Consider the following 16587-nt stretch of genomic DNA (forward strand, 5'->3'; position numbering starts at 1 on the left):
TCTTCACTGCATCTCGTTCATCAGCTCGCGGCCAATCAGCATCCGGCGAATTTCGCTGGTGCCTGCGCCGATCTCCATAAGTTTGGCATCTCGGAAAATCCGGCTGACCGGCGCGTCCGACAGGAACCCGGCCCCGCCCATCGCCTGAACCGCCTGATGCGCCTGCGTCATCGCAGCCTCTGAGGCATAGAGACAGCACGCCGCTGCATCCTGACGGGTCACATCCCCACGATCGCAGGCCTTTGCAACTTCGTAGACATAAGCCCGGGCAGAGTTCATCGCGGTGTACATATCCGCGATCTTGCCCTGCATCAGTTGGAAGCTGCCGATGGGTTTGCCGAACTGTTTGCGTTCGGCCAGATAGGGCATGATCTCATCAAGACAGGCCGCCATGATCCCGGTTCCGATCCCGGCCAGAACGACACGTTCGTAGTCGAGCCCAGACATCAGAACGGCAACGCCCTTGCCTTCTTCGCCCAGAACATTTTCGAACGGCACTTCGACATCTTCAAAGATCAGTTCTGCTGTATTGGACCCGCGCATTCCAAGCTTGTCGAAATGCGGTGAGGTCGAGAAGCCCTTCATCTCTTTTTCGATCAGAAACGCGGTGATTCCTTTGGACCCGGCCTCTGGGTCTGTCTTGGCGTAGACGACCAGCGTATCCGCGTCCGGCCCGTTGGTGATCCAGTATTTGTTGCCATTCAGCCGGTAATGATCGTTGCGCTTTTCCGCGCGCAGCTTCATCGAAACGACGTCCGACCCGGCCGAAGCCTCGGACATCGCCAATGCACCCACATGCGCGCCAGAAATCAGCCGCGGCAGGTACTTTTGCTTTTGCTCCTCATTGCCGTTCAGCTTGATCTGATTCACGCACAGGTTGGAATGCGCCCCGTATGATAGCGAAACCGATGCCGAGGCACGCGCCACTTCCTCTACTGCAATTGTATGAGCCAGATAGGACATTCCGGCCCCGCCATATTCCTCGGGCACAGTGACGCCCAGAAGGCCAAGCTCTCCCATCTCCGCCCATAGCTCATTGGGAAAAGCATTAGATGCGTCGATCTCGGCGGCCATCGGCTTGACCCGTTCCTGCGCCCAGCGATGCACCATCTCGCGCAGCGCGTTTACATCCTCGCCGAGATCAAAAGTCATTTCCGCCTGGAACATTTGGGCTGCCTTTGCGCTATACGTCAGTAATTGAACATATGTTCATTTATAGCGAGGCGAAGAGTGTCTGTCCAGTTGGAATGCGGTCTAGTGGTTCACGAACTCACCCAAGCTGATCCGCCCATCACCATCTGTATCTATTTGCTCCAAAATCTCAGAAGCACGGGCGGCGCTGTGCATACCAATGGCCGCTCTGCATTCCGCGCTGACCTTGGCTTCGTCTTCACGAAAGCCGAACTCCAACTCTGCCAAGGTCACAAATCCGTCCTCGTTGGTATCGGCGGATGTGAAATCGTCAGCCCGGTAGCGTTCATTTGCCGCTACGACTTCAGACAAGGTAATGCGGCCATCGTTGTCAGCATCTGAGAAGCCAATTGCATCATCTGCCAGCTCTTCCGGCGACATTGACCAAACTTTCGCCAGTTCGGTTCCATCGCAATCGCTAGGCAAGTTCACCTGCTCGGCCTGCTGCGTCATGTAACTCAGCATTTCGATCCGATCGACAAATCCATCGCCGTTGGTATCCTTGGCACGAAAATTGCCAGCGAAATCGGTTTTTGCAGATGCTCCAGACATCGATACAGCGGCTAAGATAGCGATCGTCAGAATTACTGGGGACGCCGCAACTACAGTCTTTTTCATGGTCGAAACCTCCTTCGAGTTTGAATGAGGCACTCCATCTTCAGCGATCAAGCGGCGCAAAGCCGCGCTCATGGTTTCCCCGCGCGCAGCAACCCTTGCGGCGAACGCGTTTTTTTCCGACAGGCTTAGCCTGACTTCCAGAGATTCAGATTTTTTCTCTTTGGTCATGGTTCCGCAATGATTTCTGATGGTGTGCCCGCTCAAAGAAGCAAAGACACCTCAATTTGCCAGCATCATAACGTCCGTACGCAAGCGAAATCGTGTCCGGACAAAAGAGTTTGCTGTTTTTATGCCGTCGCCAGATTGTGAATCCGCGCGACTTCTTCCTGAATTATTCGAGCAATCAGATCACAGTCCTGCAAAGAGAACGTGAGTGGGACACGCATATCCAAAATACCCGAAAGGATACGATCCGATCCCGGCATACGTTCGCTTTCGACATAGCGCCAGCTGTCATAGCGAGAGGTGAAGCCTGTCGGTTCAGCCCCACCAAACCATTTCAACTCGACCCCCCGTTTTGCGCACCGACCAATAACCTCGGTGATGCGATCGGGCACCCAGTCCAGAAGCAGGAACTGGATCGACGAACCGACATAGGTTTCTTCCTCTGGCCGGTCCACAATTGTCAGCCCCGGTGTTCCGCGCAAGCCAGCCTCGATGGCCCGGTATCTTTCATTCCAACGCCCAACCTGTCGGTCCAGATCGCGCAGTTGCGGACGTAGGATCGCGGCGCGCAGATTATCCATCCGTCCCGAAACATTGGGGGTGGTGTATTTGACGCGCTCGAAAACCTCGGGTGATGGTGCAGCCAGGTGACGTTCGTACAGCATGTAGGACCCCGACAACATCGTGGCCTTGGCTGCAAGCTCCTCATCATCGGTGATCAGCAGGCCGCCTTCGCCGGAATTGACATGTTTGTAGGTCTGGCAGGAGTAGCAGCCGATTGCCCCCTGCCGACCGGACAATTGCCCCCTCCAAGCTGCGCCCATCGTGTGTGCGCAGTCTTCGATCACAACGACGCCAGCGGCATCGCACATCTGCATCAGGCGATCCATGTCGCACAAATGCCCCCGCATATGACTGAGCATCAGAACCCGCGCCTGATCCAGTTTGGCCGCAAGATCGTCCAGATCAATGGTCAGGTTCTCGGACACGCCAACGAACACAGGCTTGGCCCCAACGGACGCAATCGACCCCGGCACAGGTGCAAGAGTAAAAGCATTCGTCAAAACCGGATCACCCGGTTGAACACCCACCGCGCGCAAGGCAGTTGCAAGCGCATACCCGCCCGAGGACACTGCGAGACAAAATTTAGCCCCCATCTGGGCGGCAAATTCCTGTTCCAATAATGCGGTCTCGCCCAACTCACCCGGTGCGACGTTATAGCGATGCAGACGCCCGTGACGCAGCACGGCCAGCGCGGCCTCGATCGCTTCGTCGGGGATCGGTTCCTGTTGAGTGAAGCTGCCGGTAAATGTCTCAGTCATGGCTCAGTTCTCGGGCTATATCCGCTTCGGGTCAAGAGATCACGCCGCCGCACCGATCAGATCGGTCACAACACCAGGCAGATCGTCAAAATGATGCAGCAAAGCCTCGGGCTCCAACGCGGCCATATCATCCCCCGATGGCCCGAACGTAACCAACACAGATGGCACGCCTGCGGCCTTGGCTGTGTTGCGGTCAGTATCAGAGTCCCCGATCAGAACGCACAGGTCGGGATGCCCACCTGCCCGCCGCGCCGCCTCGCGCAGGGGTTCAGGGTCAGGTTTGCGCACCGACAATGTGTCCGCACCAACCAGCGAGGCAAACTGATCCCGCACGCCCATCTGGCTCAGCAATTGATCTGCCAGCCGTTCCGGTTTGTTGGTGCAGATTCCAACTCCATAACCTGCGGTTTTCAACGCCTCGACCGCGTCCAACGCGCCCGGATAGAATTGTGTATGGGTGTCGATGTCTTTGGAATACGCCTCAAGCAGCACGGGATAATAGGCGTCTACTGTGCCCTCATGAAAGGCTCCGACCCGTTTCAGACCGTGGGTCAACATCATCCGACCACCGCGCACGGCGATACCCGCATCCTGCCCATGAACCAGCACATCCCCGTGTCCCATCGCGCGAAAACAATGGTTTGCAGCGGCCAGCAAATCCCCGGATGTATCCGCCAAAGTCCCATCCAGATCGAAGATGACAGTGCGCATCGCGCCTCCTTGCTCGGCAGTTTTCCGCCATGTCATGTTGCAATCGGCAATCTTGTTTGATGGCCGAACGGCTTGCGCCTTTGCCCTCAGCGGATAAAACGGTCGGCAAGAAAACACAAAGAGAAAACGATTTCATGACCACTGCCCTTGTCATCCTTGCCGCTGGAAAAGGCACCCGGATGAATTCGGATATTCCAAAGGTACTGCATCCCATCGCCCAGGTTCCGATGCTGATCCACGCCATACGCGCCGGGTCGGTGCTGTCGCCCGAGCGCACCGTGATCGTCACAGGCCACGGGTCCGAAGCCGTCGCCAAGGTCGCGCAGGCCGAAGATGAAACGGTGCAGATCGCAGTTCAGGAGGAGCAGCTGGGCACCGCGCATGCGGTTGCGCAAGCGCGCGACGCGCTCGAAGGTTTCGACGGTGATGTCGTTGTTCTCTACGGTGACACTCCGTTCTTGAAGCCCGATACGCTGGAACGCATGATCGAGGCCCGCGTGCAGAATGATCTTGTGATCCTGGGCTTTAAGGCCGCAGATCCCGCACGCTATGGGCGTCTGGTCATGAATGGTGACACGCTGGAGCGGATTGTCGAATTCAAAGAAGCATCAGATGAAGAACGCGCGATAAGTTTCTGCAATTCAGGGCTTTTAGCATGTAACGCAGAAACACTGTTGTCGCTGATTGATGCGGTGAGCAATGGCAATGCCGCGGGCGAGTACTACCTGACGGATGTGGTCGAAATCGCTCGCAACCGTGGTCTGAGCGTAACCGCCGTAGCTTGTGACGAAGCCCAGACACTGGGTGTGAATTCTCGCGCTGATCTGGCTGCGGCGGATGCTGTGTTTCAGACGCAGGCGCGCGCCGAGTTGCTGGATCTGGGCGTGACTCTGATGGCGCCGGAAACGGTTTATCTGGCCGCCGATACGGTCATCGGGCGCGATACGGTAATCGAACCCAACGTGGTCTTTGGCCCCGGCGTGACCGTAGAAAGCGGCGCGACGATCCGAGCTTATTCGCATCTGGAAGGCTGCCATGTCAGCCGAGGCGCCGTCGTCGGCCCCTATGCCCGCCTGCGCCCGGGTGCAGAACTCGCAGAAAACGCGAAAATCGGCAATTTTGTTGAGATCAAAAACGCTGAGATTGCCGAAGGCGCGAAGGTCAATCACCTTAGCTATGTCGGTGATGCTGTAGTTGGGGCCGCAACAAATATCGGCGCGGGCACGATCACTTGCAACTATGACGGCGTGATGAAGCACAAAACCACGATTGGTCAGAACGTGTTTATCGGCTCGAACACCATGTTGGTTGCGCCGGTGACGGTGGGCGACGGGGCGATGACGGCGACCGGCACGGTGGTGACCAAAGATGTCGAAGCTGATGCCTTGGCCGTTGCGCGGGCCAAGCAGGAAAACAAACCCGGCTATGCGCGCAAATTGTTTGATATGTTAAAGGCGAAAAAGGCTCGCCGCGATAAAGAGGCCTGAGTTTATGTGTGGAATTGTAGGTGTTCTGGGGCAGCATGAGGTCGCCCCTATTCTGGTTGAAGCGCTGAAACGGCTGGAATATCGCGGCTATGACAGCGCAGGGATCGCCACCGTGAATGACGGGGCGCTGGGGCGTCGCCGGGCGGTAGGCAAGCTGGTCAACCTGAGTGACCTGCTGGTCCATGACCCGCTGCCCGGCAAATCCGGGATTGGCCACACTCGCTGGGCCACCCATGGTGCACCATCGGTCAACAACGCCCACCCGCACAAGGCCGGTCCGGTCGCCGTTGTGCATAACGGCATCGTCGAAAACTACCGCGAACTGCGCGCTGAACTGGCCGAAAACGGGATCGGATTTGAAACCGAGACCGACACCGAGACCGTGGCTCTGATGGCTGAGCATCTTCTGAACTCGGGCCTGTCTCCGGTCGAGGCGGCGTTCAAGACCATTGATCAGTTGGAAGGCGCCTTTGCGCTGGCCTTTCTGTTTGACGGCCAGGATGACTTGATTGTCGCAGCGCGCAAGGGCTCTCCCTTGGCCATCGGGCACGGAGATGGAGAGATGTTTGTGGGTTCCGACGCTATCGCATTGGCCCCTCTGACAAACAAGATCACCTATCTTGAGGAAGGCGACCGCGCGGTGTTAACCCGCACCTCGCTTGAAATCCGCAATGAGGCCGGTGAATTGGCCAATCGGGAAATGCGCAAGATCAAGCTGGATCATGCGCGGGCCGACAAAGGCGAGCACAAACACTTCATGGCGAAGGAAATCGCTGAACAGCCCGTCGTCGTGGCTGAGGCGATCCGGTCTTACCTACCAACTGGCGGGGATCGGGTGGTTCTGCCAGATATCGATCTGGATTTCACCAAGCTTGACCGCCTAACCATGGTGGCCTGCGGAACCGCGTTCTACGCCTGCCTGACGGCAAAATACTGGTTCGAACAACTGGCCAAAATGCCGGTCGAGGTCGATATCGCCAGCGAGTTTCGCTATCGCGAACCTCCGATCAGCGACCGCACCCTGGCCCTGTTTGTCAGCCAGTCGGGCGAAACCGCCGATACGCTGGCTGCCCTGCGCTATTGCGAAGGCAAGGCGGACAAGATCGTATCTGTTGTTAACGTCCCCGAAAGCTCGATCGCACGGGAAAGCGATGTGGCACTGCCCATCCACGCAGGGATCGAGATCGGCGTGGCCTCGACAAAGGCCTTCACCTGCCAACTCAGCGTCTTGCTGATGCTGGCGCTCAAAGCCGCCGCCGACCGGGGCACCCTGACCGATGATGAACTGGCCGATCACGCTGCCGCCTTGCGTGGGCTGCCCTCGGTTCTGAACTCGGCGCTGGATCAAAATCGCGCCATCCGCAAATCCGCCCAGCGATTGTCCGAGGCGCGCGATGTCCTGTTCTTGGGACGCGGCCTGATGTACCCGCTGGCCATGGAAGGCGCGCTAAAGCTGAAGGAAATCAGCTATATCCACGCCGAAGGGTATGCATCAGGTGAGCTGAAACATGGCCCCATCGCGCTGATCGACAAACATATGCCCGTTGTGGTGATGGCCCCTAAGGATACCGTGTTCGACAAGACAGTATCGAACATGCAGGAGGTCATGGCGCGCAAGGGAAAGGTCATTCTGGTCTCAGACGACGATGGCATTGCCGAGGCCGAGGACGGGGTTTGGAGCACGATCCGAATGCCGCATATCCACCCCAGCCTTGCCCCGATCCTGTATTCTGTCCCCGCTCAGCTGCTGGCCTATCACACAGCGGTGGCCAAGGGCACGGATGTGGATCAGCCGCGCAATCTGGCGAAGTCGGTGACGGTGGAATAGGCGGGAACATGGTTCAGCAGGACGCAATTGTGCAACTGATGTCCCTGATGCGTGCCTCCCGTGCGGAATACGAGCGCTATTTGGCACAAGGCAAGACCTTTGGTCCTGCGCGGGCGTTGCGCGCGACCAACCAACAGGTGCTGGATTTCATCGAAGACACTCCATTCAAAGCCGCCCCTGAACTGATGTCAGCGCTGGAAGACCTGCAAGAGCATTTGCGGGATTGGGCCCGAATCTGGGATCACGAGGCCAAATTGCGCGCCCCGGCGGATGAGGACGAATTCATATTCACAGGGTACAAAACCTATCCCAGGCATCTGGATGCCCTGCTCGCAGAACGGCGCTCAATCTCCTGAGTGCTGGACGGCCCATCCGTACGCGCTTAGGTTTGCCGCAACCCCTTACCCGGAGCGCATCATGGCCAAACAATTCCCGCAACTCGACCCGCCGCATCAGGCCTTCATAGAAGATCAGCACATGTTCTTCGTCGGAACCGCTGGGTCTGAGGGCCGGGTCAATATCTCGCCCAAGGGCATGGATTCCCTGCGCGTTCTGGGCCCAAACCGTATCATCTGGATGAACCTGACCGGCAGCGGCAATGAAACGGCGGGGCATCTGCTGGATGTCAATCGCATGACTTTGATGTGGTGTTCCTTCACCACCCGCCCCCTGATCCTGCGCGCCTACGGCACGGCCAGAACGCTCCACACAGGGGATGCCGGTTGGGAGGAACTGTCCCGGCATTTCCCCGCCCATCGCAGCGCCCGGCAGATTTATGACCTGAGCATTGAAATGGTTCAGACCTCCTGCGGCTACGCGGTCCCTTTCATGGAATACACGTCGGAACGTGACACGATGCAGAAATGGGTTGATGGCAAGTCTGATGACGACATCCGCGCCTATTGGGTGGATATGAACCAACAGACGATTGATGGCAAACCCACAGGAGTCCCTGTCTGAGATGCCGCTGCTTGCCCCCTATCTGGCCCAGATCAAAGCCCATGCCGACCCCGAACGCGGTGCGCAAATGGCGGCCTATCACAAGGCGGATCGCCCCTATCTGGGCGTCGCAAACCCCGTTCTGAATGATCTGACCAAGGCTTGGCGGCAAGAGCTTGACGTGCCGCGGCGCGTGCAGCTCGCGGATGAGCTGTGGCAACTCAATACTCATGAAACCCGTCTCGCCGCCTCAAAACTCCTCACTCAGGCGCGTATCAAACCGGATGACGCCGTCTGGGAACTGTTGCAAAGCTGGCTGCCGGATTTCGATGCTTGGGCCGTGGCCGATCATGCGGCTATGGCGATGCAAAAACGGCTGACGGCTAATCCCACCCGGCTGGATCAGGTCGAGGTTTGGACAACATCAGATCACATGTGGACACGCCGCGCCGCCTTGGTGGCCACCCTGCCCTGGACCAAGCAAAACCATCCCAAACCTGATGATCTGGACCGCCGAGACCGCATCTTGGGTTGGGCAGCCAGCTACGTTCCAGATCGGGACTGGTTCATCCAGAAGGCCATCGCCTGGTGGCTGCGCGAATTGTCAAAACACGATGCCCTGCGCGTTGTCGCGTTTCTAGAGCAACATGGCCCGGCGATGAACCCCTTTGCGCGGCGGGAAGCCGGGAAATACGTGAAAGATCAGTTGGCGTAGACGTCAACCTCAACCAGTGCATCCAAAGGCACGAGAAGTGTGCGCATCGCGTCCAGTGACAACTGGCTGCCGCCCCCTTCAGGTCCCCGCGACGGGATAAGCGTGATATATGCCTGCGCCCCGGTTCGGGGCACAACCACACGCGCAGTGACTTCGGTGTCCACAAGCGGCGTTTGCATCCAGCGCCCTGGCGTTGAGGGGTCCCCAAGAACAGCGGTAGTGGATTTGGCACCGACCCAGTTTGGTCGCGTCGTGACCAGCTCAGTTTCGGGTGCGGCCTCAGCCGCTTCGGGTTCTCCATTGGCCTCTGTCTCGGGCGCTGCCTCGTTGCGCCCAAACACACGATCCGCCGTCGACCGCACCGTTTCGCAGCCGGCAAGCAGAACACACAGGAAAACAAGAACGTATTTCATACCCGAAACTTACAACCACGTATCTATCTGTTCCAGTCCAAAGCATGTTAGCCCCTTGTCGCGGACCAGTTACCGATTTACCTATTACGCATGACTGCTCCGCTGATAGACCCCTTCGCACGTGCCATCACGTATCTCCGCGTCTCGGTAACGGATCGCTGCGATTTCCGCTGCGTCTACTGCATGTCCGAGAACATGACCTTTCTGCCGAAGAAAGATCTTCTGACCCTGGAAGAGCTGGACAGGATGTGTTCGACCTTTGTGAAGCTGGGCGTTCAAAAGCTGCGGATCACCGGGGGGGAACCTCTTGTGCGTCGCAACATCATGAGTTTCTTCCACTCCATGACGCGGCATCTGGACAGCGGCGCGCTCAAGGAACTGACGCTGACAACCAACGGCTCGCAACTTCATCGCTTTGCCGACGAACTCTATGCCGCCGGTGTGCGGCGTGTGAACGTCTCTCTGGATACGCTGGATGAAGACAAATTCGCCAAAGTCACCCGTTGGGGCCGCCTGAAACAGGTGTTGAACGGGATTGATGCGGCGCAAAAGGCCGGTTTGCGGGTCAAGATCAACGCGGTTGCTCTTAAAGGCTTCAACGAACCCGAACTGCCCCGCATCACCGAATGGTGCGCCGAACGCGATATGGACCTTACCTGGATCGAAGTGATGCCCATGGGCGATATCGGCAACGAAGATCGTCTGGATCAGTACTGGTCGCTGAAGGACGTGCGCAAGGAATATGAAAACCACTATTCGGTCACAGATCTGGCCGAACGCACCGGTGGACCCGCGCGCTATGTAAGGTTGGAAGAAACCGGGCAGAAGATCGGATTCATCACGCCCCTGTCCCATAATTTCTGCGAAAGCTGCAACCGGGTGCGCCTGACCTGCACGGGTGAGCTCTATATGTGTCTCGGTCAGGAAGACATGGCTGACCTGCGCGCCCCGCTGCGTGACCACCCCGACAGCGAAGCGCCCTTGGAGCATGCGATCCGCGCCGCCATCAACCTGAAACCCAAAGGCCATGATTTCGACTATTCCCGCCAAGCCGTTGATGGCCAGATGACCCGCCATATGAGCCATACGGGCGGCTAGGATGCCCGACCATCGCCCCGGTCGTCCGACACTGCTGTATCATCTCTACTGCGGGATCATTGCTGTGGCAGCGCCCTTGTTCTGGCGCACCGTGCGCCGCAAACTTGAATCTGCAGGTGTTCCAAACAAAAGACAGCAGGAACGGCTGGGTCATGCCAGCCTACCGCGACCCTCTGGCCGTCTGATCTGGTTTCACGCGGCCAGCGTTGGCGAAAGCCTGTCGGTCCTCAGCCTGATCAGGCGGTTGGGCACGCTTTTGCCCGACGCCGAGTTTCTGATCACATCCGGCACGCCGACATCTGCCGCGCTAATTGAGAAACGCCTGCCCCCCCGGACACGACACCAATACTCACCGCTGGATACGCATGGCCCGGTACAGCGCTTTCTCTCACACTGGAAACCCGATGCAGGCGTGTTTGTCGAAAGTGAAATCTGGCCTCAGCTGATCGTCGAAAGCGCCAGGGGCGGCGTGCCACTGGCCCTGCTGAACGCCCGTCTTTCGCAGAAATCTGTCGAGGGTTGGAAAAAGCGGCCCAAAACTGCGCGTTTCATATTGGACAGTTTTTATCTCTTCCTGACCCAGAATGACCGAACCGCAGCCAATCTGATCGAGATGGGTGCCAAACCCGAGGACGTGAAACCCGGCACCAACCTCAAAGCGATGTCCGATCCGTTGGACATCGACGAACAGGCGCTATCCGACATCCGCACGCAAATCGCAGGCCGCCCCGTCTGGATCGCCAGTTCTACCCATGAAGGCGAAGAGGAAACCGTGTTCGCGGCGCATAAAACGCTGCTTGAACGCTGGCCCGATCTGCTCCTGCTTCTGATCCCGCGCCATCCGGAACGCCGTGACGAAGTCGCCAAACTTCTACATCAGGCCAATCTCACAGCCGCTTTCCGCACGGCGGGTGAACCGATCACTGACCAAACTCAAACCTACGTCGCCGACACGCTTGGTGAAACCGGCACGTGGTACGCGCTCTGCCCCATCGTGTTCCTTGGTGGATCGTTGAAAGAGATCGGCGGCCACAACCCGTTTGAACCCGCCCAAGCTGGGGCCGCCATCCTGACCGGCCCGGGCTATTTCAACTTCGCCGAAACCTTTGCCCCCTTGGTCGAGAGCGGAGGCGCAATCGAAGTCCAAACCGCCCAAGACCTCTCCGACGCTGTTGCAACCTGGCTATCCGACGACAGCGCCCTGACCACCGCGCGCCGTGCTGCCCAAACCTGCGTGAGCACTCAAAAAGACGCGCTGAACCAGGTCGCAGAAACGCTTTGCACGCACCTGAACCTTACCCCAAAGGCGCAGGATCCCTCTTCATCTGGCTAAAAATATCCCGGGGGTGTGGGGGCAGAGCCCCCACCCTCGCCATCAGGCCGCCGGCATCCGCTGCTCGACAATCTCAGCCCACCAGCTGCACCCTGCAGGAATAGCCTCATCGTTAAAATTGTACTCGGGATGGTGCACCATGGCGGTGTCGCCATTGCCAACCAGAATATACGCCCCTGGCCGCTCCTCGAGCATGAAGGCGAAATCCTCGCCGCCCATCACCAGAGGTGCATCCTCGCAATCGCCAGAAACAGACCGGGCCACTTCTGCGGCAAACGTGGTCTGCTCGTCACTATTCACCATGACCGGATAGCCGCGAATATAGGTCACGTCCGCGGTGCCACCAAACGTCGCCGCAACCCCGTTGCAGATCTCATTGATCCGCTTTTCGGCCAGGTCACGCATGTCGCTGCTCATCGTGCGAACAGTCCCTTTGATTTGCACCGTCTGCGGGATCACGTTGAACGCCTTCGACGAGGTTTCAAACGACGTCACCGACACGACCACCTGATCAATCGGGTCTGCGTTGCGCGACGCGATGGTTTGCAAGGCCAGCACCGCCTGCGCCGTCATCACGGTTGTATCGACGGTTTCCTGCGGTTTCGCCGCATGCCCGCCGCGCCCTTCAAAAGTGATGTCGAACTGATCAGTTGCGGCAAAGAACGAGCCCGGACGGATCGCAAAGCTGCCAACCGGTTTACCCGGCCAGTTGTGCATTCCGTAGACCTCCTGAATGTTCCAGCGGTCCATCATGCCGTCTTCGCACATCTCGCGCCCACCGCCGCCGCCTTCTTCGGCGGGCTGGAAGATTACGACAACGGTGCCGTCGAAGTTTCGCGTCTCCGACAGGTACTTCGCGGCACCCAGCAACATCGCCGTGTGCCCGTCATGCCCACAGGCATGCATGGCCCCGTCTGTTTTTGAGGCATAGTCCAGACCTGTCGCCTCGTGAATTGGCAACGCATCCATATCCGCGCGCAGGCCAATGACCTTGCCCTTGCTGTCAGACTTGCCCTTGATCACACCCACAACGCCGGTGCGGCCAATTCCGGTGACCACCTCATCACAGCCGAACTCTTTCAGCTTCTCAGCAACCATTGCGCTGGTACGATGCGTTTCGAACAGAATTTCGGGGTTCTCGTGCAAATCCCGTCGCCATTCGGTGATTTCGGCCTGCAATTCGGCAAAGCGGTTCTTAACTGGCATGTCTTCTCTCTCCTATTTCAAGCCGCCGGCATCCGGCGCTCGACCATTTCGGCAAACCACGAGCATCCGATTGGAATGATCTCGTCATTGAAATTGTATTCGGGGTGGTGCAGCCCGGCGCTGTCGCCGTTGCCCAGAATGATGAAGGCGCCGGGGCGTTCTTCGAGCATGAACGAGAAATCCTCGCCCCCCATCACCATAGGAGCTTCGCCGCAGCTTCCACCAACCACAATCGCGGCCTCTTCGGCGTAGCCGGTTTGTTCTTCAGCGTTGATCGTGACCGGAACGCCTTTGTTGTACATCACGGTCGCGGTGCCGCCCATCGTGGCTGCGATGCCGGTGGCAACTTCGGTCAGCCGCTTTTCGATCATGGCGCGCATCTCATTGGAATGGGTGCGCACCGTTCCCCGCACGCGGGCCGATTGCGGGATCACGTTGAACGCCTTCGATGATGTCTCAACTGAGGTCACAGACAAAACACCCTGTTCAATCGGGTCCGCGTTGCGTGAAACAACTGTCTGCAGCGCCACGATCAACTGAGACAGCATCACCGTGGTATCCACCGTCTCCTGCGGTTTCGCGGCATGACCCCCATGGCCTTCCAGATGGATGTCGAACTCGTCCGCCGCCGCCAGCAACGGGCCCGAGCGGATCGCGAACTGCCCCGTGGGCAGGCCCGGCACATTGTGCATCGCATAGACTTCCTGAATGCCGAACCGGTCCATCAACCCGTCCTGACACATGGCCTCGGCCCCATTGCCACCCTCTTCCGCGGGTTGAAAGATCACAACTGCTGTGCCGTCGAAATTGCGCGTTTCGGCCAGGTATTTCGCAGCCCCAAGAACCATCGCTGTATGACCATCATGCCCACAGGCATGCATCGCATCAGGCGTTTTTGAGGCGTAATCCAGCCCGGTCTGCTCCTGCATGGGCAGCGCGTCCATGTCCGCCCGCAACCCAATGGCCCGACCTTGCGTATCAGTCTTGCCCCTAATTACGCCAACCACACCGGTACGACCGATGCCGGTGACCACCTCGTCACAACCGAATTCTTTCAGCTTGTCAGCCACCAAAGCGCTGGTGCGGTGGGTGTCGTAGAGGATTTCGGGGTGTTTATGAATGTCACGCCGCCAACCGGTGATCTCTTGATGCAGCTCTGCAAGGCGGTTTCTGATCGGCATGGCATTCTCCCTTTGTTAGGCGATGGGCAATCGTCGTTCTACAAGCTCGGCAAACCAGCTGCAGCCGGCGGGAATCGCTTCGTCATCGAAATTGTATTCCGGGTGATGGCACATGGCCGTATCCCCGTTTCCAACAAAGATGTAGGCTCCGGGCCGTTCTTCAAGCATGTAGGCGAAATCTTCTGACGGCATGATGGGATCGGTGCTGTCATTCACCTTGCCTGCAACAGCGGCTGCGGCTTCGGCGGCGTATCCCGTTTCCGCCTCGGAATTCACCGTCACCGGATACCCAGGCGTCCATGTTACCTGAGCGGTCGCACCAAAGGCCGAGGCAGTGTCTTCGGCAATCCGGCGTACACGTTCCTCGGCGATGGCGCGATATTCGGGGTCAAGCGTCCGCACAGTACCCTTTAACCTGACCGTATGTGCAATCACGTTCGAGGCCACACTGTCCGTCTCGAACGTACCGACGGTCAGTACAACGCGTTTAATCGGATCGACAGTTCGCGCCACAACCGACTGCAAAGACACAACAATATGAGAAGCAACGAGCGTTGTATCGACAGCTTCATGCGGGGCTGCAGCATGTCCACCTTTGCCCGTTACAACGACCTCAAACTCATCGGACGACGCCAGCAACGCACCGGGCCGGATCGCGAATTCACCGACTGGAAGGCCGGGCATATTGTGCATTCCGTATACTTCCTGAATGCCCCAACGATTCATCAACCCGTCCTGACACATGGCCAATCCCCCGGCCCCGCCTTCTTCGGCTGGTTGAAAGATCAGCACCACAGTGCCATCGAAGTTCCGCGTCTCAGCCAAATACTGCGCCGCCCCCAGCAGCATCGAGGTATGACCATCATGCCCGCACGCATGCATCTTGCCGGACACGGTCGAGGCGTAGTCCAATCCCGTCGCCTCTTCGATGGGCAAAGCATCCATATCGGCACGCAGTCCGATCACCCGACCTTTGGTATCTGTCCGACCCTTAATCACCGCCACGACACCGGTTTGGCCGATGCCCGGCGTGATGTCATCGACGCCAAACTCATTAAGGCGGTCAACCACAAAACCCGCGGTTTCGTGGACGTCATACATCAGCTCGGGATGCATATGCAGATGGCGGCGCCATTTGGTAATCTCATCCTGCATCTCGGCAAGTCTGTTTTTGACCGGCATTTGATGCCTCCTTAAAAAGGGCTGGATCAGCCTGACAATTTTTCAACCAACCGCTGCATGAACGCGTGCCCTGCTTCGAACTGCGCGACCGAGATAAACTCGTTCGGTTGATGCGCCTGTGCGATGTCGCCAGGGCCACAGATAACCGCGGAATAACCTGCGTCCTGAAATTGGCCCGCTTCGGTGCCGTAACTGACCACATGGCTGGCATTGTCGCCGGTAAGCGCGCGCACCAAAGCTTCGGCCTCACCATCCTGCTCGGGCACCAGACCGGGGATCGAGAAGTTCTCGGAAATCTCAATACGGGCTTCAGGGTGTACGGCCTGCATCCGCGTCTCAACCGCGCGCACCTGCTGGAAATACGCATCTCGCCATTCGGCCTTGGCTTCATCCGGCACGGTCCGGAAATCCATCATGAAATGGCAATCTTTCGCGGTGATGTTATGCGCTGTACCGCCTTCGATCATACCCACATGAACGGTGGTCCAGGGCGGATCAAACACCGCCGCCGTGTCACTTGGCGTCGCAGCCCGGTTGCGGGCGTTCTGTTCATTGGCCCAATTGATCAGAGGCGCCGCCTCCATGATCGCATTGACGCCTGTATGCATGATTGAGCTATGGACCTCGAACCCGATCATATGCGTGTCATAGCCAAACCCGCCCTTGTGACCCGTAACGGCCTGCATCACCGACGGCTCACCCACGATCACAGCCGACCCTTTGGGCAAAACCTTCTGCATTGCCTCAATCATGGGCGGCGCGCCGGTGCAGCCGACCTCTTCATCAAAGCTCAGCGCCAATTGAAGCGGGCGTTTGAGATCGGCATATTGAGCCTCGACCAGGGCCCAGATGGCCAGCGCGTTAAATCCCTTCATATCGCAGGTGCCGCGACCGAAATACTTGCCATCTTTCTCGGTCACAACAAACGGGTCGGTATCCCAAGGTTGCCCGTCGACTGGCACCACATCTGTGTGACCAGAAAGGACGACCGCGCCTTCTTCCCAAGGACCCACATGCGCAAAGATCGCGGCTTTGTGCGGTTGGTTCGGGTCAGGCCAGCGATGCGCCTTGATCCCGTGCTCGCCCAGATATCCTTCGACCCAATCGACCAGCGGCAGGTTGCTTTCGCGGCTTACAGTTGGAAACGAGATCAGCTTGGTCATGATCTCAAGCGGCGTCAGACGCTGTGCCATGTGGG

General features: G+C 58.2%; 16 protein-coding genes. 7 read left to right on the forward strand and 9 right to left on the reverse strand.

The window, feature by feature from the left end; all coding sequences use genetic code 11:
• Window positions 1–3: 3 nt before the first annotated feature.
• From ACR0JE_RS04755 to ACR0JE_RS04770, 4 genes are all read right to left on the reverse strand, one after another.
• Window positions 4–1167, reverse strand: a complete 1164-nt coding sequence (locus ACR0JE_RS04755) for an isovaleryl-CoA dehydrogenase (protein WP_480863329.1) — start codon at window positions 1165–1167, stop codon at window positions 4–6.
• 87 nt (window positions 1168–1254) lie between these two features.
• A complete protein-coding gene (locus tag ACR0JE_RS04760; protein WP_170532259.1) occupies window positions 1255–1809 on the reverse strand; it encodes an EF-hand domain-containing protein in 555 nt (184 codons plus the stop codon).
• A 287-nt stretch (window positions 1810–2096) separates the two neighbouring features.
• Window positions 2097–3296, reverse strand: coding sequence for a DegT/DnrJ/EryC1/StrS family aminotransferase (locus ACR0JE_RS04765; RefSeq protein WP_480863331.1), 1200 nt, complete (start codon window positions 3294–3296; stop codon window positions 2097–2099).
• A 39-nt stretch (window positions 3297–3335) separates the two neighbouring features.
• Window positions 3336–4007 carry an HAD-IA family hydrolase gene (locus tag ACR0JE_RS04770; RefSeq protein WP_480863333.1) on the reverse strand — a complete coding sequence of 224 codons (672 nt, stop codon included), beginning with the start codon at window positions 4005–4007 and terminating at the stop codon, window positions 3336–3338.
• Window positions 4008–4141: 134 nt separating this feature from the next.
• Here ACR0JE_RS04770 and glmU point away from each other — a divergent pair, with 134 nt between their 5' ends.
• From glmU to ACR0JE_RS04795, 5 genes are all read left to right on the forward strand, one after another.
• Window positions 4142–5494 (forward strand): bifunctional UDP-N-acetylglucosamine diphosphorylase/glucosamine-1-phosphate N-acetyltransferase GlmU, encoded by a 1353-nt coding sequence (gene glmU / locus ACR0JE_RS04775; RefSeq protein WP_480863335.1) that lies wholly within the window; start codon window positions 4142–4144, stop codon window positions 5492–5494.
• 4 nt (window positions 5495–5498) lie between these two features.
• Window positions 5499–7322, forward strand: a complete 1824-nt coding sequence (gene glmS, locus ACR0JE_RS04780) for a glutamine--fructose-6-phosphate transaminase (isomerizing) (protein ID WP_480863336.1) — start codon at window positions 5499–5501, stop codon at window positions 7320–7322.
• A gap of 8 nt (window positions 7323–7330) precedes the next feature.
• Window positions 7331–7678: a hypothetical protein gene (locus ACR0JE_RS04785; protein WP_480863338.1), complete on the forward strand. Its 348-nt coding sequence runs from the start codon at window positions 7331–7333 to the stop codon at window positions 7676–7678.
• Window positions 7679–7739: 61 nt separating this feature from the next.
• A complete protein-coding gene (locus ACR0JE_RS04790) occupies window positions 7740–8282 on the forward strand; it encodes a pyridoxamine 5'-phosphate oxidase family protein (protein ID WP_480863340.1) in 543 nt (180 codons plus the stop codon).
• Complete coding sequence (locus ACR0JE_RS04795) at window positions 8254–8976, forward strand: DNA alkylation repair protein (RefSeq protein WP_480863342.1); 723 nt, start codon at window positions 8254–8256, stop codon at window positions 8974–8976. Before ACR0JE_RS04790 ends, ACR0JE_RS04795 begins: the two co-directional genes overlap by 29 nt.
• Here the strand turns inward: ACR0JE_RS04795 and ACR0JE_RS04800 are convergent.
• Complete coding sequence (locus ACR0JE_RS04800; RefSeq protein WP_480863344.1) at window positions 8964–9389, reverse strand: hypothetical protein; 426 nt, start codon at window positions 9387–9389, stop codon at window positions 8964–8966. The genes ACR0JE_RS04795 and ACR0JE_RS04800 overlap by 13 nt on opposite strands.
• Before the next feature lie 90 nt (window positions 9390–9479).
• On the opposite strand from ACR0JE_RS04800, the gene moaA reads away from it, so the two are divergent.
• Together moaA and ACR0JE_RS04810 are read left to right on the forward strand one after the other, a co-directional pair.
• A complete protein-coding gene (gene moaA / locus ACR0JE_RS04805; protein ID WP_480547749.1) occupies window positions 9480–10487 on the forward strand; it encodes a GTP 3',8-cyclase MoaA in 1008 nt (335 codons plus the stop codon).
• A gap of 1 nt (window position 10488) precedes the next feature.
• On the forward strand, window positions 10489–11820 hold the full coding sequence (locus ACR0JE_RS04810) for a 3-deoxy-D-manno-octulosonic acid transferase (RefSeq protein WP_480863346.1): 1332 nt from the start codon (window positions 10489–10491) through the stop codon (window positions 11818–11820).
• 42 nt (window positions 11821–11862) lie between these two features.
• Here the strand turns inward: ACR0JE_RS04810 and ACR0JE_RS04815 are convergent, their stop codons facing one another.
• The 4 genes from ACR0JE_RS04815 to argE are packed head-to-tail and all read right to left on the reverse strand — an operon-like array spanning window position 11863 to window position 16582.
• Window positions 11863–13026: a M20 aminoacylase family protein gene (locus ACR0JE_RS04815; RefSeq protein WP_480540775.1), complete on the reverse strand. Its 1164-nt coding sequence runs from the start codon at window positions 13024–13026 to the stop codon at window positions 11863–11865.
• A gap of 17 nt (window positions 13027–13043) precedes the next feature.
• The gene (locus ACR0JE_RS04820) at window positions 13044–14207 is read right to left on the reverse strand and encodes a M20 aminoacylase family protein (RefSeq protein ID WP_480863348.1); all 1164 of its coding nucleotides are present in this window, start codon (window positions 14205–14207) and stop codon (window positions 13044–13046) included.
• A 15-nt stretch (window positions 14208–14222) separates the two neighbouring features.
• Entirely contained in the window at window positions 14223–15389 is a 1167-nt protein-coding gene (locus ACR0JE_RS04825; protein ID WP_480863350.1) for a M20 aminoacylase family protein, read from the reverse strand.
• 26 nt (window positions 15390–15415) lie between these two features.
• On the reverse strand, window positions 15416–16582 hold the full coding sequence (argE, locus tag ACR0JE_RS04830; protein ID WP_480863352.1) for an acetylornithine deacetylase: 1167 nt from the start codon (window positions 16580–16582) through the stop codon (window positions 15416–15418).
• Window positions 16583–16587 lie beyond the last annotated feature (5 nt).

Source organism: Ruegeria sp. H3 (assembly GCF_056533095.1).